This window comes from Luteimonas notoginsengisoli (genome assembly GCF_042648885.1).
Classification (GTDB): Bacteria; Pseudomonadota; Gammaproteobacteria; order Xanthomonadales; family Xanthomonadaceae; genus Luteimonas; species Luteimonas notoginsengisoli.
In genome coordinates, this window is the sequence record NZ_JBHRYF010000002.1 from 65,153 (window position 1) to 80,533 (window position 15,381).

The window sequence follows — 15,381 nt, forward strand, 5'->3', positions numbered from 1 at the left end:
CCCAGGTGATGGCCGCGCTGGTACTGGTCGTTGCCGCCACAGGCTGTGCCAGCCGCAGCGCCCGCATCGATCATCGGATGCTGCTGCCGCAGACTGGCGCGCGCCACGCGGTGGAATCGACGCAGTTCTTCGTGATGCCGGTGTCGCTGGCCGCGCCGGAACCGGCGTTCCCGGAGCTTGCCGAAGATGCGGGCGCGATTGATGTCACGGTGTGCGCGGAAATCTGGCTGTCGGAGGACGGCGACGTCAGCCGCGTCATGCCGTTCGACGCGACGCCCGAATGCGCGCAGACCGGGGAGGTGCAGGCGCGGGCCTACGCGCAGGCGGTGGTTGAAGCGATGCTGGGTTGGGAATTCACGCCGGCGATGATCTGCGAGTTTCCGCCGCAACTGCTTGCCAGGCGCGACTCTGGCGATTGCACGGGGCCCGACGTCACGGTGCGGCGGGTCCCGGTGCGGCTGGAATATGCCTTCAGTTTCAGCAGTCGCGAGGGGAGGCGACGGGTGGGCGTGGTGCGGAAGGAGGCTGGTGCGAACACGCGCTGATCTTTGGCTGCACATCAAAAGCTTTCGCGCCGTGACGGCGCGAGCCACCTTTCTTTGCTTGTGCAAAGAAACCTGGCGCAAAGAAAACACACCCCGCCTTCGCGCCCGGCGCTGCGCACCGGGTTCGCGGAGCCGGCGGGAATTTTCCGAGAGGGCATCCTGCCCTCGCGGAAAACGCCGCACATCCATGTGCGGCGCCCCTGCGGGGTTTAGCCCGCCCGCTCCGCCGCTTCGGAGGGGCCCCGAAGGTCAAAGTCACGCGCAACAACAGCAACAGCAACATCGAGAGTCACCGCAGAACCACGAGGGTCGCGCCGAAGCGATGTCGTTCTCACTCGTCATCCCCGCGGCTTTCAACAGACGTATGTCTGGTCACGCGGGGATCCATGGACCCCGCTCATGGTTAAAGTCGTGCAGAGCGGGGCGAACTCTGGCCCGCCGACGCTGGGAGTGGGCGATGCCAATCCAGCCAGGTCAATCCAGCGTATGCACCGCCCGTGTCAGCCGTTCGACTTCATCGGCCGAGTGGCTGACGTAGACGATCGGCAGCGCTGTTTCGTCGCGCACCCGCTGCAGATAGGGGATCAGCTCCTCGCGCCGGGCCTGGTCGAGGTTGGTCAGCGGTTCGTCCAGCAGCAGGATGCGCGGCTGCGACAGCAGGGCGCGGCCGAGCGCGACGCGTTGCGCTTCGCCACCGGACAGGTGGGTGGTGCGGCGCTCGAGCAGGGCGCCGATGCCGAGCAGGGCGACGACGTCGTCGAATCCGAACGTGGCGGCGCCCTGGCCGCGTCGGCCGTAGCCCAGGTTGCCGCGGACATCCAGGTGCGGGAACAGGCGCGCGTCCTGGAACATGTAGCCGACGTGGCGCGCGTGCACGGGGACATCGATCCCGGCGACCGAATCGAACAGGCAGCGGCCGTCGACCTCGATCCGCCCCTCGCACGGCGTCAGCAGGCCCGCGATCGCGTGCAGCACCGAGGTCTTGCCAGCGCCGGAACGCCCGGCAAGCGCGATGACGCGCGCGTCGTCGCGGATGCTGACGTGGCGACGGAAACCGCCGCCGTTGCGCGCACCGCGTTCCAGCACGATGTCGAGCGCCAGCATCAGTGCGTCTCGCCGCGCTGGCGGCGCACCAGCCATTCGGATGCCAGCAGCGCCAATAGCGAAATGCCGACGGCCACCAGCGCCAGCCGCCAGATGCCGGCGTCGCCGCCGGGCACCTGCAGCAGGCCGTAGATCGCCGAGGAGATGGTCTGCGTCTCGCCGGGGATCGCGGACACGAAAGTGATCGTGGCGCCGAACTCGCCCAGTGCCTTGGCGAACGCCAGCACCGCACCGGCGACGATGCCTGGCCACGCCAGCGGCAGCGTCACGCTGCGGAACACGCGCCACGGGGTCGCACCGAGCGTGGCCGCGGCCTGTTCGAGGCGGCGGTCGGTAGCCTCGATCGACAGCCGGATCGTGCGCACCATCAGCGGGAAGCCCATCACCGCGCTCGCCAGCGCCGCACCGGTCCAGCGGAACGCGAAGCCGATGCCGAAATGCTGCATGAGCAAGCTGCCGATCACGCCGTTGTTGCCCAGCGCCACCAGCAGCACGTAGCCGACCACGACCGGCGGCAGCACCAGCGGCAGGTGGACCAGCGCATCGACCAGCGCCTTGCCGAAGAAGCGCTTGCGGGCCAGCAGCCAGCCGGTGGCGATGCCCAGCGGCAGGCTCGCCAGCGCCGCGACCGTGGCGACCTTCAGGCTCAGTGCGATGGCGGTGAGTTCGGCGGGCGTGAAGTCGAACATGCGTGGGGCCACGTCAAGCGGGATGGTTTGAGCGCCGCGACTTTCAACGGTTTCGCCCTCGCAAGCACCGGGCCGATCCTTCGTGCGGGCTGATGAGCTTGCGAGTTTAGGGATTTATGGGCGTGCCGGCCTGAGGACCCGGAGCGCTCCCCGAAGCACGCACGCCCATGCGACCAACATCTGGCCATGCTCACCGCACGCTGAAGCCGCGCTCCCGGAAGATGCGCATGGCTTGCGGTGTGCGAAGCCAGCGCACGAACACCGCCGCCTGCGGATGCGTGCTCGACTTCACCTTCGCCACCGGATACACGATCGGCGGGTGCGCGGGTTCCGGAAACGTGCCGAGCACCTTCACCCGCGGCTCGGCGCGTGCATCACTGCCGTACACCACCCCCAGCGGAGTTTCGCCGCGGGCAACCAGCAGCAGCGCGGCGCGGACGTTTTCCGCCTCGGCGGTGCGCGATCGCAGGTCGTCCCACATGCCCAGCGAGTCGAACGCGGCCTTGGCGTAGCGACCGGCCGGCACGCTGTCGACCAGGGCCAGCGCGATCCTGCCGCGTTCGCCGAGGAGCGGCAGAAGGTCGGCGCTTTGGTCCAGGGTGATCGCGTGCGCCGCGCTGTGCTTCGGCGCCACCAGCACCAGCGTGTTGCCGAGCAGCGCGCTGCGCGTGTGGGCGTCGATCAAGCCCTGCGACTGCAGCACGTCCATCCAGTCCACGTCGGCGGAGACGAACACGTCCGCGGGCGCACCGCGCTCGATCTGCCGCGCCAGCGCCGAACTGCCGGCGTAGGACACGCGCACCTGCTGCCCGGTTTCGCGCCGGAAGACGAGCGCGGCTTCGTCCATCGATTCCTTGAGGCTGGCGGCGGCGAAAACGGTCAACGGCGCGTCTGCGGCGCGCGCTGGGGCGAGACAGGCGGTGAAGGCCAGCAAAAGGGTGAGCAGGAATCGAGCGGCCATGGGCCTTCCGTGTCTTGGTGGTGGATGCGAAGAACTCGCGGCTGAAGCCGCTCCCACAAGAGCGGCGGCTACAATCCGTGGGAGCGGCTTCAGCCGCGAACTCCTCGTCCGTCGTGAACCATCACGGCGCAACGATCACGGTGATCGCCTGCACCTGCCGCACCCAGCGTTCGGGGCGCGCATCGTCAGGCACCACCAGGCGCAGTGGCCCGGTCGTGCCGTCCAGCTGCTGGCCGTTGCAGCGGTCAACGACGAACGCGCTGCGGTTGCCGAGCGTGGGATCGAATTCCGACAGCGAGAAGAGCACGCGATCGCCGCCGCGTCCAACGACCAGCACGTATCGGCCCAGCTGGGCGCCGTGCAGCGGTTCGGCAGGCATCGCGCCGGCAGCCCGCATCAATGCGGCCAGCGCGACGCCCTCGCACTTCAGCGTTTCGCCCTGGACGTTGGCGGTGACCGCGTCGCGTGGCAGGGCGGCAAGCGACGCGGCGTCGAGAGGCACCACCACCGGCGAGGCCAGTGCGGGCGCCTGCGGCGGCGCGGCGTGCAGGTGGCCGTCGTGCACCGCCGTCACATCCGCCGGACTGGCGACCTCCGCCGGCGCATCGTCGCCGGCCGCTGTCGCCTGCGTGCGCGCCGGGCCGGTGGCGCAGGCGGAGAGCAGCAGGACGTTCGCGATTGCGATCAACAGGCGTGGCGTGGCCATGGGATTTCCTTGCAGACGCGGTCGTGGGCACGATGGTGACTGCCGGCACGCCGCCGCGCTCGGGCGCTACAACGTATCAAGCGGAACCTTGAAGTACCGGATGCCGTTGTTCTCCGCGTCGGGCAGCGCGCCGGCGCGGATGTTGGCCTGCACCGAGGGGATGATCAGCGCCGGCATCGCCAGCGTGGCGTCGCGCGCTTCGCGCAGGCGCACGTAGTCGTCCTCGGCAGTGTCGCTGCGGACGTGGATGTTGGCGCGCTTCTGTTCGCCGATTGTCGTCTCGCAGGCCGGTTCGCGACCGCCGGGGCCATAGTCGTGGCAGACGAACACGCGCGTGTCGTCGGGCAGGGCCTCGTACAGGCGCCGGATGGAACGGTAGAGCACCGACGCGCTGCCGCCGGGGAAATCGCAGCGTGCAGTCCCACCGTCGGGCATGAACAGCGAATCGCCTGTGAACAAGGCGTCACCGATGCGATACGCGACGCTGTCGCTGGTATGGCCGGGCACCGCGATTACATGCGCTTCGATCCCGCCGATGGCGAAGGCGTCGCCGTCGGCAAACAGCTGGTCGAACTGCGAACCGTCCACCGGGAACTGCTCGCCGAGGTTGAAGATCGGGCGGAACGTGGACTGGACCGTGCGGATGCCGGCACCGATGGCGATCCGCGCATCGGGGAAGTGCGTGGTCTTCAGCCAGTGCGCGGCCGAAACGTGGTCGGCGTGGGCGTGGGTTTCCAGCAGCCAGCGCACGTTCGCGCCGCGTGCGCGGGTGGCGTCCACCAGTGCCAGCGCCGACGACGTGGAGATGCGGCCGGACGCGGCGTCGTAGTCCAGCACCGGATCGACCAGCGCCGCCTCGCCCGCGCCGGGATCGAGCACCAGGTAGCTCCAGGTGCCGGTGCTGGCGTGGCGGAAGGGCAGGACTTCGGGGCGCATGGCGGGCTTTCGGAGGCAGGAGGCCAGTATCGCGCAGCGTGGCGGTGCATGCAGGGGGAGCAGTCGCGGGGGCCGGTCCTCCGACCTGCGTTCATGGGCATCGTGTCAGCCGGCCACGCGGCGTGATCGCTCCGCATGAACTCGCCGCCAAGGCCCGCCTCGATGGGACTACCATCCCACCACACCACGAGGAGCACGCCTTGGCCCCGCATATCGCACCCGCCGCGTCCTGCCTGCTCACGCTGCTGTTCGCGACGCCCACGTTCGCCGCCGCGCCGCCTGAAACGCCGGTGGACGCGGCAGCGGACGCCAGGCCGTCCATCCTTGATCGTCAGCCGATGCCGCGCGTCTACAGCGCCGGTCAGCCAAACGCGGACGACTGGGCGAGCATCGCCGCGCACGGCGTCACCACCGTGATCGACCTGCGCCCGGATGCCGAGCGCCCCGGCCGCGACGAAGCCGCCGAAGTGCAGGCGGCGGGCCTGGCCTACCGGCACATCCCGATAGCCGGCCCGCAGGACCTGACGCCCGATGCCGCGCGCACGCTGTGGCAGGCAATCGACGCCGCGCCGGGCAAGGTGCTGGTGCACTGCGCCTCCGGCAACCGTGCTGGCGCGCTGCTCGCGATCGCGGCCGCGCGGGAAGGCGGCATGGCGCCGGCGCGGGCGCTCGAACTTGGCCGCGAAGCCGGCATGACCAGCACCGAACCGCGGGCGCGCGCCGTGCTTGGATTGCCGGCTGGCGATCCGTAGCTGCCCCCAGGCGACCAGGTCGCCTATGTCCGTTGGGCGGCGCGAGCCGCGACTCGGGATTGCAGGCGGTCGCGGCTTCCGCCGCTCCTACGCTGGCACGGGATTGGTGAGCGACGAGGCGACGTTCAACGCCCCAGCGTCTCGTTGAGCAGCTGCGCCAGCCGGTACGCCGCCTGGCGCACGCGCTGCTCGGCCAGCGGGCGGTATTCGTCCAGGTAGGCCTGGTCGAGCTTGTGCGTGTCGGCGGGATACAGCCCGCGCGCGTCGACCAGGCGGCAGGACTCGCCGGCCCAGGCTTCCGGGGCGCTGTGGCCGGCCTCGGTCATCGGCGGCCAGGGCAGGGTGTCGAGGCGGTCGGCGTACGGCGTCACCGCCTTGCGATCGGCCCCGAAGCCGGCGGTGCCGAGGATGTAGTAGTCCCACACTGAGTGCAGGTTGGTGCCCATCACGCCGTCGGCGTAGTGCTTGCGGGCGTAGGCCTCGGGCGCAAGGTCGGTTCGCAGGCTGATCTGGTAGCCGTTGCCGCCGCCATCGGTGTGGTTGGTGGCGTGCAGGGGCTGGTGCACGTCGCCGACGAAGTGCACGACGAATTTCAGCGCGTCGCGGCGCGCGGCCGCCGGCTGGTCGCGGTCGCCGAGGATCGCCAGCTGCCGTTCGATCGCGCCCACCACGCAGTTGCCGTCCGGGCAGTCGCGGGCGGCGTCGTAGATGCAGTCGGCGCCAGGCGCGGTGTTGACGTAGTGCCACTTCGATGTGGCCTTGAAGCGCGGCGGATCCTCGTCGCGCAGCGTGTCCGCCCAGGCGGCGACGCCGCCCAGGGTCGGATCCGACTCGCCTGCCAGCAGCCGCGCGACTTCCGCGCGGGCCCCGGGCGTGAGGTGGCGCTGCGCCAGTTCGCCGACCAGGCGGTGGCCCAGCTGCGCCCAGCCCAGCGCGGCGGGCGCCAGCAGCAGCAGGAAAGCGGCGAGAAGCAGGCGTGGCATCGTTTTCATGGCGTAAGGGACTCGGCGGGGCTGAAAGCGCGGGCGGGAAACGGCTAAAATAGCGTGCTTTATTCCTTTCCGTCCGTCTTTTCCCCGTTATTTCCCCGTCTTTCCTTGCAGGAGCGTGACATGGCGATCAAGGTTGGTATCAACGGTTTCGGCCGCATCGGGCGCAACGTGCTGCGGTCGGCAGTGCAGAACTTCGCGGACGACATCGAGATCGTGGCCATCAACGACCTGCTCGAACCCGATTACCTGGCCTACATGCTGCAGTACGACTCCGTGCACGGCCGCTTCAAGGGCGAAGTCTCGATCGACGGCGGCACCCTGGTGGTGAACGGCAAGCGCATCCGCCTGACCCAGGAGCGGGACCCGGCCAACCTGAAGTGGAGCGAGGTCGGCGCCGACGTGGTGATCGAGTCCACCGGCCTGTTCCTGACCAAGGAAACCGCGCAGAAGCACCTCGACGCCGGCGCGAAGAAGGTGATCCTGTCCGCCCCGTCCAAGGACGACACGCCGATGTTCGTCTACGGCGTCAACGACAAGACCTACAAGGGCGAGGCCATCATCTCCAACGCCTCGTGCACCACCAACTGCCTGGCCCCGATCGCCAAGGTGCTGCACGACAAGTGGGGCATCAAGCGCGGCCTGATGACCACCGTGCACGCCGCCACCGCCACCCAGAAGACCGTCGACGGCCCGTCCAACAAGGACTGGCGCGGCGGCCGCGGCATCCTGGAGAACATCATCCCGTCGAGCACCGGCGCGGCGAAGGCCGTGGGCGTGGTGATTCCCGAGCTCAACAAGAAGCTCACCGGCATGAGCTTCCGCGTGCCCACCTCCGACGTCTCGGTGGTCGACCTGACCGTGGAACTGGACAACCCGGCCAGCTACGACGAGATCAAGGCTGAGATGAAGGCGCAGAGCGAAGGCGCGCTCAAGGGCATCCTGGGTTACACGGAGGACAAGGTGGTCGCCACCGATTTCCGCGGCGATACCCGTACCTCGATCTTCGACGCCGAGGCCGGCATCGCGCTCGACTCCACCTTCGTCAAGCTGGTGAGCTGGTACGACAACGAGTGGGGCTATTCGAACAAGTGCCTGGAAATGGTGCGGGTGATCGCGAAGTAACGCCGCGACGCTTCGTTGCCGACTGAAGGAGCCCCGCGGTTGCGGGGCTTTTTCTTTGTTGGGATGCGCGCGTGCGCGCGAGCCGTGGGATTCTTCGGTCGGCGCGCGGGGCCGGACGGGTCAGGCGTTGCCAGTTGCCGGGGAAGTTCCAGCGGGCGAGGGGTTCGAGTGCGGTGATGCCGGACCCCAGGCTCGCTTGGGGTTGCCGGGAAGAAGCAAAAGCTGCTCGCGCCCTCATCCGGCGCTGCGCACCACCTTCCCCCGCTGGCGGGAGAAGGATTAACGCATTCGTTCTCGTCCGCGGGCGACACGACTGGCAAGTCACGTAGCGCAGCGCCTCGCACCCCCAAGCCCTTCTCCCGTTTACGGGAGAAGGTGCCCGAAGGGCGGATGAGGGCACGCCGGATCCGGCCGAACCCGGTCACCGAGGGGAATCGAACGCCGCCAGCCCATGCGCCCCGTTCGATCCCCTTTTGCCGCGAACCCTGGCACGCGACCGCGTTCCACCAGTCAGCCGAAGCTCCGCATCAGCGGCCACGCCTTGGCCCAGTCGAACCTGAGGTCGCGGCAGACGTAGATGTCCGGATGTCCGCTTTCCTCGTTCTCCACGCCGTGCGGGATGCGCAGGCGCGCGGCCAGCGTGCAGGTGGCGGGCGTGTCGGCAATGCCTTTCGCATCGTCGCCCAGCACGATCACCGTCGCCGGCGGCGCGTCGCCGTAGCCGCGCGCCCAGTACGAGTTGATGCCGCTGATCGCCACCGGCAACCCGTGGGCCGGGCCGTAGCGGTTGATTGCGCCGGCTTCGCCATAGTTGTTGGCGTAGATCGCGGTCTGGGCGCGCTCGGCCTCGGGGAGTGCGTGGTACACCGCGGCCACCTGGGCGACCAGCTCCGGCCAGCCGACCTGCTCGGCGAAGTTGTCATGCAGCCCACGGCTGAACTGCCAGCCTGGCGAACCGATCGGTGCCACCGGCAACGCCACTGCGGCCGCCGCCGAGAGTGCGCCAAATAGCAGCAGCGCGATCGCGCCGCGCGCCGCCATCGCCGCGCGCGGGCGCAGGCGTGCGATGCCGCGCTCCACCAGCACTGCGCCCGCCGCCAGCAGCATCGGATACGCCGGCGCCAGGTAGTAGTCGCGCGCACTGGCGAGCCAGAACAGGAGCAGCGCCATCGCGTACAGCCAGGCCAGCCCGCGCCACTGCCGCGCCGATGCGGCGAAGGCCAGCCACGCCAGTCCGACCAGCCACAGCCATGCCAGCAGCGGTCCCGCGCCGAGCATCAGCTGCCCGCCGAGGAAATCGCCGGTGCGCCCGATGCGCACGTCGCGGGCGTGGATGTGCTGAACGAAATCGAGGTAGATGAAGTCGTGCTGCCACTGCCACCACGCGTTGGGCGCGAACACCAGCAGCGACACTGCCACGCCCGCCCACGGCCAAGGGCTGGCCAGCTGCCGCCGCAGCGGCGTGGCCAGGATCGCCACGACGATGCCGGCCGCGCAGAACAGCATCGTGTAGCGCGTCATCATCCCCAGTCCGATCACGGCGCCGAGGCCCAGCCACCACCACCGGTTTGCGGAGGGATCGTTGTCGCCATTGGCCAGCTTCAGCAGCAGCCATGCCGCCAGCACCCACCACAGGTAGTCGGGGCTGGTGTACTGCAGCATCGAGCCGGCGAGCAGCGAGAACGGAACGCAGGCAACCGCGATCGCCGCCAGCGCCTGCGCGAAGCGGTGCCCGCCCAGTTCGCGCGCGATCAGGCCGCCGAACAGCATCGCCAGCGCCTGCGCCAGCGCCGAGGGCGCGCGGAACGCGGTGAGCGAATCGCCGAACAGCTGCATCGACACGTGGGCGAGGAATGGCACCAGCGGGGGATAGGCCACGTATCCCCAGGCGAGGTGATGCGCGTCGTCGAGCAGCGCGAGCTCGTCGCGATGGAAGCCGTACTGGCCGTTGGTCAGCAGGTGCAGCAGCAGGCGGGCCAGCGCCAGCGCAAGCAGCAGGCCCAGCGCCGGACGCGACAGTGCGCCGTGCCAGAGCCTGAAATGTGGCGTCGCCATCGGAAGGTGCCCCCGCAAGTCCCTGCGCCGAGCTTACGCGCCCGTGGTGGCGCTTCCGACTGCCGGACCTCGTGCCCGGCGCGAGGTCAGAGGCCGGCCGAGCGGATCAGCAGCTTGAGCTTGTCCGGCACGCCGTCCCACTGCTTGGCATCGGGCATGGCCGGCTTCTTGCGGTCGATCACCGGCCACAGCGGCGCCAGTTCGGCGTTGATCGCCAGGAACTGCTCCTGGCCCGCGGGGACGTCGTCCTCGGGATAGATCGCGCCCACCGGGCATTCGGCCACGCACAGGGTGCAGTCGATGCAGCTTTCCGGGTCGATGACCAGGAAGTTCGGGCCTTCGTGGAAGCAGTCGACCGGGCACACCTCGACGCAGTCGGTGTGCTTGCAGTTGATGCAGTTTTCGGTGACGACGTGGGTCACGATGCGCGGCGCGTAGACGGACGTGCACAGTGTGGCGTGCGCGATCACGCGCCGCCCTGACCTGGATCAAGGTGAGACGGGCCCGGGCGAGGGACAATCGGCTCCCGCCGTCCTGCCTCGCGCGCCGCCGCTTGCGATTCCCCGCCGCGGCCGCATCTTCCCGCCATGCCAGCACCCGCGCCTCCCACCCACGACCAGATCACGGCCCTCGTCGACCGTTTCTACGACCGGATCCAGGTCCACCCCACGCTCGGCCCGGTGTTCAACGCCGCGGTCGACGACTGGGACGAACACAAGGCGCTGCTGGTGTCGTTCTGGACCTCGGTGGTGCTGCGCGCCGGCACCTATCGCGGCAACCCGATGGCTGCGCACCGGTCGCATCCGATCACCACCGAGCACTTCGTGGAATGGCTCGAACTGTGGCGCGCCACTGCCGATGAGATGCTGGCGCCCGAACACGCCGAACTGCTGCACGAATACGCAGGGCGCATCGGCCGCAGCCTGCGCTACGGCCTGGGCCTGCCGGAGCCGGGCGAAACGCGCTCGCCGTTCGGCCCGGCAGTGTCGCTGCGCGGCGGCTGAGCGCAGCGCTGCTCTTGTGGGAGCGGCTTCAGCCGCGAGCTTTTCCCACGCCGGCATCAATGGATCCCGACCCGCACGGCAGCGAAGAAGAGGATGCCCGCCCGATTCGGGTGGCGCGCTCAGGCCAGCGCCGCGAGCGCCGCGTCGTAGTCCGGCTCCTCGCCGATCTCGCCCACCAGCTGCGCATGGACGATGCGGTCGTCGGCATCGAGCACCACCACGGCGCGCGCGGCCAGGCCGCCCAGCGGGCCATCGGCGATCGCAACGCCGTAGCTTTCGAGGAACTCGCGCCCGCGCATCGTTGACAGCATCACCACGCGCTCCAGGCCCTCGGCGCCGCAGAAGCGCGCCTGCGCGAACGGCAGGTCGGCGGAGATGCCGAGCACCACGACGTTGTCCGGCTTGGATGCCAGTTCGTTGAACCTGCGCAGCGCGGTGGCGCACACGCCAGTGTCCACGCTGGGGAAGATGTTGAGCAGCTTGCGCTTGCCGGAGAACGACGCCAGCGTCACGTCGGACAGATCCTTGGCGACCAGCGTGAACGGACGCGCCTGCTCGCCGGCGACGGGGAAGTGGCCGTCGACGGTGACGGGATTGCCGTGGAAGGTGACCTGGGACATGGCGTAACTCCTGGAAGCAGGAAAGGGAAGGAAGACGACCCGGCGCTCGTCGCGCGTGGCGTCGGCGTCAATAGAACATCAGCTTGGCGAGCACCACGATGCCGGCCATCAGGCACAGCACGACGTGGTGCGTGCGCCGGAACCGGCACGGATCCATTGTCCCACGCATAGCCGCGCGGACCGCGGTGACGAACACCGCGAGCACGGCAAACGCCAGGCCCACCTTGATCGACAGCAGCCAGCCGAAACGCGATCCGAGGCAGGCGAGGCCGTTGCAGCGGATGTCGAACAGCGCAAACCCGCTCAGGAACAGCAGCAAGACCACGAAAGGCATGAAGCGGCGGGCCCGCGCCATCACTGCTGCCTCGATCCGCCGCATGATGTCGTGATCGAACTGCCGGTGCAGCGCTTCGAGTACCAGCACCTCGAATGCCACCGCGCCCACGAACACGATCGCGCAGGCCAGGTGCAGCAGCAGGAACAGCGGGTACCAGTTGGCCATCCCTGCGAGCGTGCGCGGCGCGACCAGTCGCCGCATTGACCTGCGTCAAACACAACCACGCCTTCGCGGGCTTGCGGAAGTGCGGCCGAGAGTCAGGCGAGGCCAGGCTCGACCGTGTGGATCGGGACGCGGCCTCGCTCCCATGGCGCCGGTTTGCCAGCCATTCCGGGGACCCGGACAATGACACCGCGCTGATTGCCTTCGCGCGGCGGTGCCCTCCGGCCACCGACCTTGCCTCCATCCTTCGAGCGACGAACACCCCATGACCATCCAGCGAATGAGCGACCTCGACCTGTCCGGCAAGCGCGTGCTGATCCGACAGGACCTCAACGTTCCCGTCGACGGCGGCAAGGTCACGTCCGACCAGCGCATCACCGCCTCGCTGCCGACCCTGCGCGCCGCGCTCGACGCCGGCGCCGCTGTGATGGTGATGTCGCACCTGGGGCGGCCGAAGGAGGGCGCGTGGAGCGAAGCCGATTCGCTGGCCCCGGTGGCCGCGCGCCTCTCGGAGCTGCTCGGCCGCGACGTGCCGCTGGTGCGCGACTACCTCGACGGCGTCGACGTCGCCCCCGGCCAGCTGGTGCTGCTCGAGAACTGCCGCATGAACGACGGCGAGAAGGCTGACGACGAAGCGCTGGCCAAGCGCTACGCCGCGCTGTGCGACGTGTTCGTCATGGACGCCTTCGGCACCGCGCACCGCGCCCAGGCGTCCACTCATGGGGTGATCCGCTTCGCGAAGCAGGCCGCGGGCGGTCCGCTGCTGATGGGCGAACTCGACGCGCTGGCCAAGGCGCTCGACCACCCGGCGCGACCCTTGCTGGCGATCGTCGCCGGCTCCAAGGTCAGCACCAAGCTCGAATTGCTGTCGTCGCTGGTCGGCAAGGTGGACCAGCTGATCGTCGGCGGCGGCATCGCCAACACCTTCATCGCCGCCGAAGGCCACGGCGTTGGCAAGTCGCTGGTCGAGACCGACCTGGTCGAAACCGCGCGCAAGATCATGGCCGACGCGAAGGCGCGCGGCGCCGACATTCCCGTGCCGACGGACGTCGTGGTCGCGCCGGAGTTCAAGGCCGATGCGCCGGCCACGGTGAAGGCCGTGGACGCGATCGACGGCGAGGACATGGTGCTCGACATCGGCCCGGACACCGCGCAGCGCTACGCGCGGATGATCGCCGACGCCGGCACCGTGGTCTGGAACGGCCCGGTCGGCGTGTTCGAGTTCGACGCCTTCGGCAAGGGCACCGAGACCCTGGCGCGCGCGATCGCCGCGTCCGGCGCATTTTCCATCGCCGGCGGCGGTGACACCCTGGCCGCGGTGGACAAGTACGGCATCGCCGATGACGTGTCCTATATCTCGACCGGTGGCGGTGCGTTCCTCGAATTTCTCGAAGGCAAGACCTTGCCGGCGGTGGCCGCCCTGGCACAGCGCGGCGGCTGACTGCGATTGCGTCGAGCCCATGAATACGCGCGTGGTCACAGTCCAACGATGGCCTCACGCGCCTCTTACATCACGCGCCGGCCCCGCTGCTAGCGTCCGCTGCGCGGCGATCCGCCGCGCAGGATGGAGGGTGTGTCATGGGCAGATCTGGAACGCGATCTTGGCTGCGCAACGCGAGGCTGGTCGCGCTCGGCGCGGTCATTGCCGTCGCCGCAAGCACGGCGGGCGCAAAGGGCGACGCCGGTTGCTGCTACCCGGGCTCGGTGGTGTCACGACGATGCCGGCACGGTCGTCGGTCTTCGCATGTGGGGCTGCGGCGATCCCGGCTGGGGCGTGGTGACGTCCAACTCCAGGGCCTACAACGGCTGCATCATGTAGCGCGTCCAGGCGCGCGCCGCGCGGGACCTCTGCTACGGCGGGTGTCCCGCGTTCCGCGCCGATGCTGGGCTAGGATGGAGGCAACCGCCCAGACAATCCGAGCCCATGTCCGAACACCGCCGCCGCACCCGCATCCTCGCCACCCTTGGTCCGGCCACCGATGCGCCCGGCGTGCTCGACGCGCTGCTGCGCGCCGGGGTCGACGTGGTGCGGCTCAACTTTTCCCATGGCGACCCGGCCTCGCAGCTGGCGCGGGCGCAGGCCGTGCGCGATGCGGCCGCGCGGGTGGGCGTGGAAGTCGGCATCCTGGCCGACCTGCCGGGCCCCAAGATCCGCGTCGAAACCTTCGCAGAAGGCCGCGTCGTGCTGCGCGCGGGCGCGCGCTTCGACCTGCTGGCCAGCGATGACGCGCCCCCCGGCGACGAAACCCAGGTCGGCGTGAGCTACCTCGCCCTGCCGCAGGACCTGCGGCCCGGCGACGTGCTGCTGCTCGACGACGGCGTCGTGCAGCTGACGGTCGAACGCATCGAAGGCCAGCGCATCGTGACCAGCGTGATCAACGACAGCGTGCTGTCCAATCGCAAAGGGCTCAACCGACTCGGCGGCGGCCTGTCGCTGGGCGCGCTCACCGACCGCGACCGCGAACTGATCGGCGTCGCCGCCGGCATGGGCGCGGACTTCATCGCGGTGTCTTTCTGCCGCAACGCCGCCGACATGGAAGAGGCGCGCACAATCGCCCGCTCGCACGGCAGCCACGCCGCGCTGGTGTCGAAGATCGAGCGCGCAGAGGCGATCGAGAACCTCGAGGAAATCGTCGAGGCCAGCGACGTGGTGATGGTCGCCCGCGGCGACCTGGGCGTGGAAATCGGCGATGCCGAACTGCCCGGCCTGCAGAAGAAGATCATCCGCGAGTCGCTGGCGCAGAACCGGGTGGTGATCACCGCCACCCAGATGTTGCAGTCGATGGTCGACAGCCCGATCCCGACGCGCGCCGAGGTGCTGGACGTCGCCAACGCGGTGATCGACGGCACCGATGCGGTGATGCTGTCGGCGGAAAGCGCGGCCGGCAACTACCCGGTGCGGGCGGTCGAGGCAATGGCGCGGATCTGCATCGGCGCCGAGAAGCAGTTCGAGGCCGACATCGATTTCGGCAAGGCCACGCGCGACATGCAGCGCGCCGACCAGGCGATCGCGATGGCCGCGATGTTCCTGTCCGAGCACATGGCGGTGCGCGCGATCGTGGCGATGACCGAGTCCGGCGGCACCGCGCGCTTCCTCTCGCGGTTCCGGTCCAGCGTTCCCATCTACGCGCTGTCGCGGCATGACGGGTCGCGCCGGCAGATGGCGCTGATGCGCGACGTGTTCCCGATCGACTTCGACAGCCGCGGCCTGGCCACCCGCGAAGCGGCGCGCGACGCTGTGCAGGCGCTGCACCGCGCCGGCCTGCTCGACGCCGGCGACCACATCATGTTCACCAGCGGCGACCACATGGAACATCGCGGCGCGACCAACACGCTGCGTTTGCTGAAGGTGGGCGAGGACGGGCGCGCGGAGGGGTTGGGGGAGCTTTGAGCGCG

Annotated in this window: 17 protein-coding genes; 7 read left to right on the forward strand and 10 right to left on the reverse strand. The window is 69.5% G+C overall.

All coding sequences use genetic code 11. The features are described from left to right. Positions 1–8 precede the first annotated feature (8 nt). Positions 9–545, forward strand: coding sequence for a hypothetical protein (locus ACFOM9_RS05955; RefSeq protein WP_386707564.1), 537 nt, complete (start codon positions 9–11; stop codon positions 543–545). 474 nt (positions 546–1,019) lie between these two features. Here the strand turns inward: ACFOM9_RS05955 and ACFOM9_RS05960 are convergent, their stop codons facing one another. The 5 genes from ACFOM9_RS05960 to ACFOM9_RS05980 all read right to left on the reverse strand — a co-directional run bounded on the left by ACFOM9_RS05960 (position 1,020) and on the right by ACFOM9_RS05980 (position 4,941). Beyond that, positions 1,020–1,649: an ATP-binding cassette domain-containing protein gene (locus ACFOM9_RS05960; RefSeq protein WP_386707567.1), complete on the reverse strand. Its 630-nt coding sequence runs from the start codon at positions 1,647–1,649 to the stop codon at positions 1,020–1,022. Beyond that, a complete protein-coding gene (modB, locus tag ACFOM9_RS05965; protein ID WP_386707571.1) occupies positions 1,649–2,338 on the reverse strand; it encodes a molybdate ABC transporter permease subunit in 690 nt (229 codons plus the stop codon). The genes ACFOM9_RS05960 and modB overlap by 1 nt, the downstream gene beginning before the upstream one ends. 190 nt (positions 2,339–2,528) lie before the next feature. Further along, positions 2,529–3,299 (reverse strand): molybdate ABC transporter substrate-binding protein, encoded by a 771-nt coding sequence (modA, locus tag ACFOM9_RS05970; RefSeq protein ID WP_386707574.1) that lies wholly within the window; start codon positions 3,297–3,299, stop codon positions 2,529–2,531. Positions 3,300–3,420: 121 nt separating this feature from the next. Then, positions 3,421–4,005, reverse strand: a complete 585-nt coding sequence (locus ACFOM9_RS05975; protein WP_386707577.1) for a hypothetical protein — start codon at positions 4,003–4,005, stop codon at positions 3,421–3,423. A gap of 66 nt (positions 4,006–4,071) precedes the next feature. Continuing rightward, positions 4,072–4,941: an MBL fold metallo-hydrolase gene (locus ACFOM9_RS05980; protein ID WP_386707579.1), complete on the reverse strand. Its 870-nt coding sequence runs from the start codon at positions 4,939–4,941 to the stop codon at positions 4,072–4,074. 200 nt (positions 4,942–5,141) lie between these two features. On the opposite strand from ACFOM9_RS05980, the gene ACFOM9_RS05985 reads away from it, so the two are divergent. After that, complete coding sequence (locus tag ACFOM9_RS05985) at positions 5,142–5,693, forward strand: beta-lactamase hydrolase domain-containing protein (protein WP_386707582.1); 552 nt, start codon at positions 5,142–5,144, stop codon at positions 5,691–5,693. Positions 5,694–5,818: 125 nt separating this feature from the next. Here the strand turns inward: ACFOM9_RS05985 and ACFOM9_RS05990 are convergent, their stop codons facing one another. After that, on the reverse strand, positions 5,819–6,676 hold the full coding sequence (locus tag ACFOM9_RS05990) for a S1/P1 nuclease (protein ID WP_386707585.1): 858 nt from the start codon (positions 6,674–6,676) through the stop codon (positions 5,819–5,821). Between the two features lie 129 nt (positions 6,677–6,805). On the opposite strand from ACFOM9_RS05990, the gene gap reads away from it, so the two are divergent. Further along, positions 6,806–7,807, forward strand: a complete 1,002-nt coding sequence (gene gap / locus ACFOM9_RS05995) for a type I glyceraldehyde-3-phosphate dehydrogenase (RefSeq protein ID WP_386707588.1) — start codon at positions 6,806–6,808, stop codon at positions 7,805–7,807. Positions 7,808–8,317: 510 nt separating this feature from the next. Here the strand turns inward: gap and ACFOM9_RS06000 are convergent. Both ACFOM9_RS06000 and fdxA read right to left on the reverse strand, forming a co-directional pair. Next, positions 8,318–9,862, reverse strand: a complete 1,545-nt coding sequence (locus tag ACFOM9_RS06000) for a glycosyltransferase family 39 protein (RefSeq protein ID WP_386707591.1) — start codon at positions 9,860–9,862, stop codon at positions 8,318–8,320. A gap of 86 nt (positions 9,863–9,948) precedes the next feature. Beyond that, a complete protein-coding gene (gene fdxA / locus ACFOM9_RS06005) occupies positions 9,949–10,284 on the reverse strand; it encodes a ferredoxin FdxA (protein WP_386708133.1) in 336 nt (111 codons plus the stop codon). A 165-nt stretch (positions 10,285–10,449) separates the two neighbouring features. On the opposite strand from fdxA, the gene ACFOM9_RS06010 reads away from it, so the two are divergent. Beyond that, positions 10,450–10,866 (forward strand): group III truncated hemoglobin, encoded by a 417-nt coding sequence (locus tag ACFOM9_RS06010; RefSeq protein WP_386707594.1) that lies wholly within the window; start codon positions 10,450–10,452, stop codon positions 10,864–10,866. 119 nt (positions 10,867–10,985) lie between these two features. Here the strand turns inward: ACFOM9_RS06010 and tpx are convergent, their stop codons facing one another. Together tpx and ACFOM9_RS06020 are read right to left on the reverse strand one after the other, a co-directional pair. Further along, on the reverse strand, positions 10,986–11,486 hold the full coding sequence (gene tpx / locus ACFOM9_RS06015; RefSeq protein WP_386707597.1) for a thiol peroxidase: 501 nt from the start codon (positions 11,484–11,486) through the stop codon (positions 10,986–10,988). A 67-nt stretch (positions 11,487–11,553) separates the two neighbouring features. Beyond that, positions 11,554–11,988: a CopD family copper resistance protein gene (locus tag ACFOM9_RS06020; protein ID WP_386707599.1), complete on the reverse strand. Its 435-nt coding sequence runs from the start codon at positions 11,986–11,988 to the stop codon at positions 11,554–11,556. 262 nt (positions 11,989–12,250) lie between these two features. Here ACFOM9_RS06020 and ACFOM9_RS06025 point away from each other — a divergent pair, with 262 nt between their 5' ends. The 3 genes from ACFOM9_RS06025 (at position 12,251) to pyk (ending at position 15,376) form a co-directional block, all read left to right on the forward strand. After that, positions 12,251–13,426, forward strand: coding sequence for a phosphoglycerate kinase (locus ACFOM9_RS06025; RefSeq protein ID WP_386707602.1), 1,176 nt, complete (start codon positions 12,251–12,253; stop codon positions 13,424–13,426). 123 nt (positions 13,427–13,549) lie between these two features. Next, positions 13,550–13,804 (forward strand): DUF6289 family protein, encoded by a 255-nt coding sequence (locus ACFOM9_RS06030; RefSeq protein WP_386707605.1) that lies wholly within the window; start codon positions 13,550–13,552, stop codon positions 13,802–13,804. A gap of 105 nt (positions 13,805–13,909) precedes the next feature. Further along, a complete protein-coding gene (gene pyk, locus ACFOM9_RS06035; protein ID WP_386707608.1) occupies positions 13,910–15,376 on the forward strand; it encodes a pyruvate kinase in 1,467 nt (488 codons plus the stop codon). Positions 15,377–15,381 lie beyond the last annotated feature (5 nt).

Bases quoted from the DNA above. Each gene is read 5' to 3' on its own strand.
- ACFOM9_RS05955 (WP_386707564.1), top strand. From the start codon at position 9: ATGGCCGCGCTGGTACTGGTCGTTGCCGCCACAGGCTGTGCCAGCCGC.
- ACFOM9_RS05960 (WP_386707567.1), bottom strand. From the start codon at position 1,649: ATGCTGGCGCTCGACATCGTGCTGGAACGCGGTGCGCGCAACGGCGGC.
- modB (WP_386707571.1), bottom strand. From the start codon at position 2,338: ATGTTCGACTTCACGCCCGCCGAACTCACCGCCATCGCACTGAGCCTG.
- modA (WP_386707574.1), bottom strand. From the start codon at position 3,299: ATGGCCGCTCGATTCCTGCTCACCCTTTTGCTGGCCTTCACCGCCTGT.
- ACFOM9_RS05975 (WP_386707577.1), bottom strand. From the start codon at position 4,005: ATGGCCACGCCACGCCTGTTGATCGCAATCGCGAACGTCCTGCTGCTC.
- ACFOM9_RS05980 (WP_386707579.1), bottom strand. From the start codon at position 4,941: ATGCGCCCCGAAGTCCTGCCCTTCCGCCACGCCAGCACCGGCACCTGG.
- ACFOM9_RS05990 (WP_386707585.1), bottom strand. From the start codon at position 6,676: ATGCCACGCCTGCTTCTCGCCGCTTTCCTGCTGCTGCTGGCGCCCGCC.
- gap (WP_386707588.1), top strand. From the start codon at position 6,806: ATGGCGATCAAGGTTGGTATCAACGGTTTCGGCCGCATCGGGCGCAAC.
- ACFOM9_RS06000 (WP_386707591.1), bottom strand. From the start codon at position 9,862: ATGGCGACGCCACATTTCAGGCTCTGGCACGGCGCACTGTCGCGTCCG.
- ACFOM9_RS06010 (WP_386707594.1), top strand. From the start codon at position 10,450: ATGCCAGCACCCGCGCCTCCCACCCACGACCAGATCACGGCCCTCGTC.
- tpx (WP_386707597.1), bottom strand. From the start codon at position 11,486: ATGTCCCAGGTCACCTTCCACGGCAATCCCGTCACCGTCGACGGCCAC.
- ACFOM9_RS06020 (WP_386707599.1), bottom strand. From the start codon at position 11,988: ATGGCCAACTGGTACCCGCTGTTCCTGCTGCTGCACCTGGCCTGCGCG.
- ACFOM9_RS06025 (WP_386707602.1), top strand. From the start codon at position 12,251: ATGACCATCCAGCGAATGAGCGACCTCGACCTGTCCGGCAAGCGCGTG.
- ACFOM9_RS06030 (WP_386707605.1), top strand. From the start codon at position 13,550: ATGGAGGGTGTGTCATGGGCAGATCTGGAACGCGATCTTGGCTGCGCA.
- pyk (WP_386707608.1), top strand. From the start codon at position 13,910: ATGTCCGAACACCGCCGCCGCACCCGCATCCTCGCCACCCTTGGTCCG.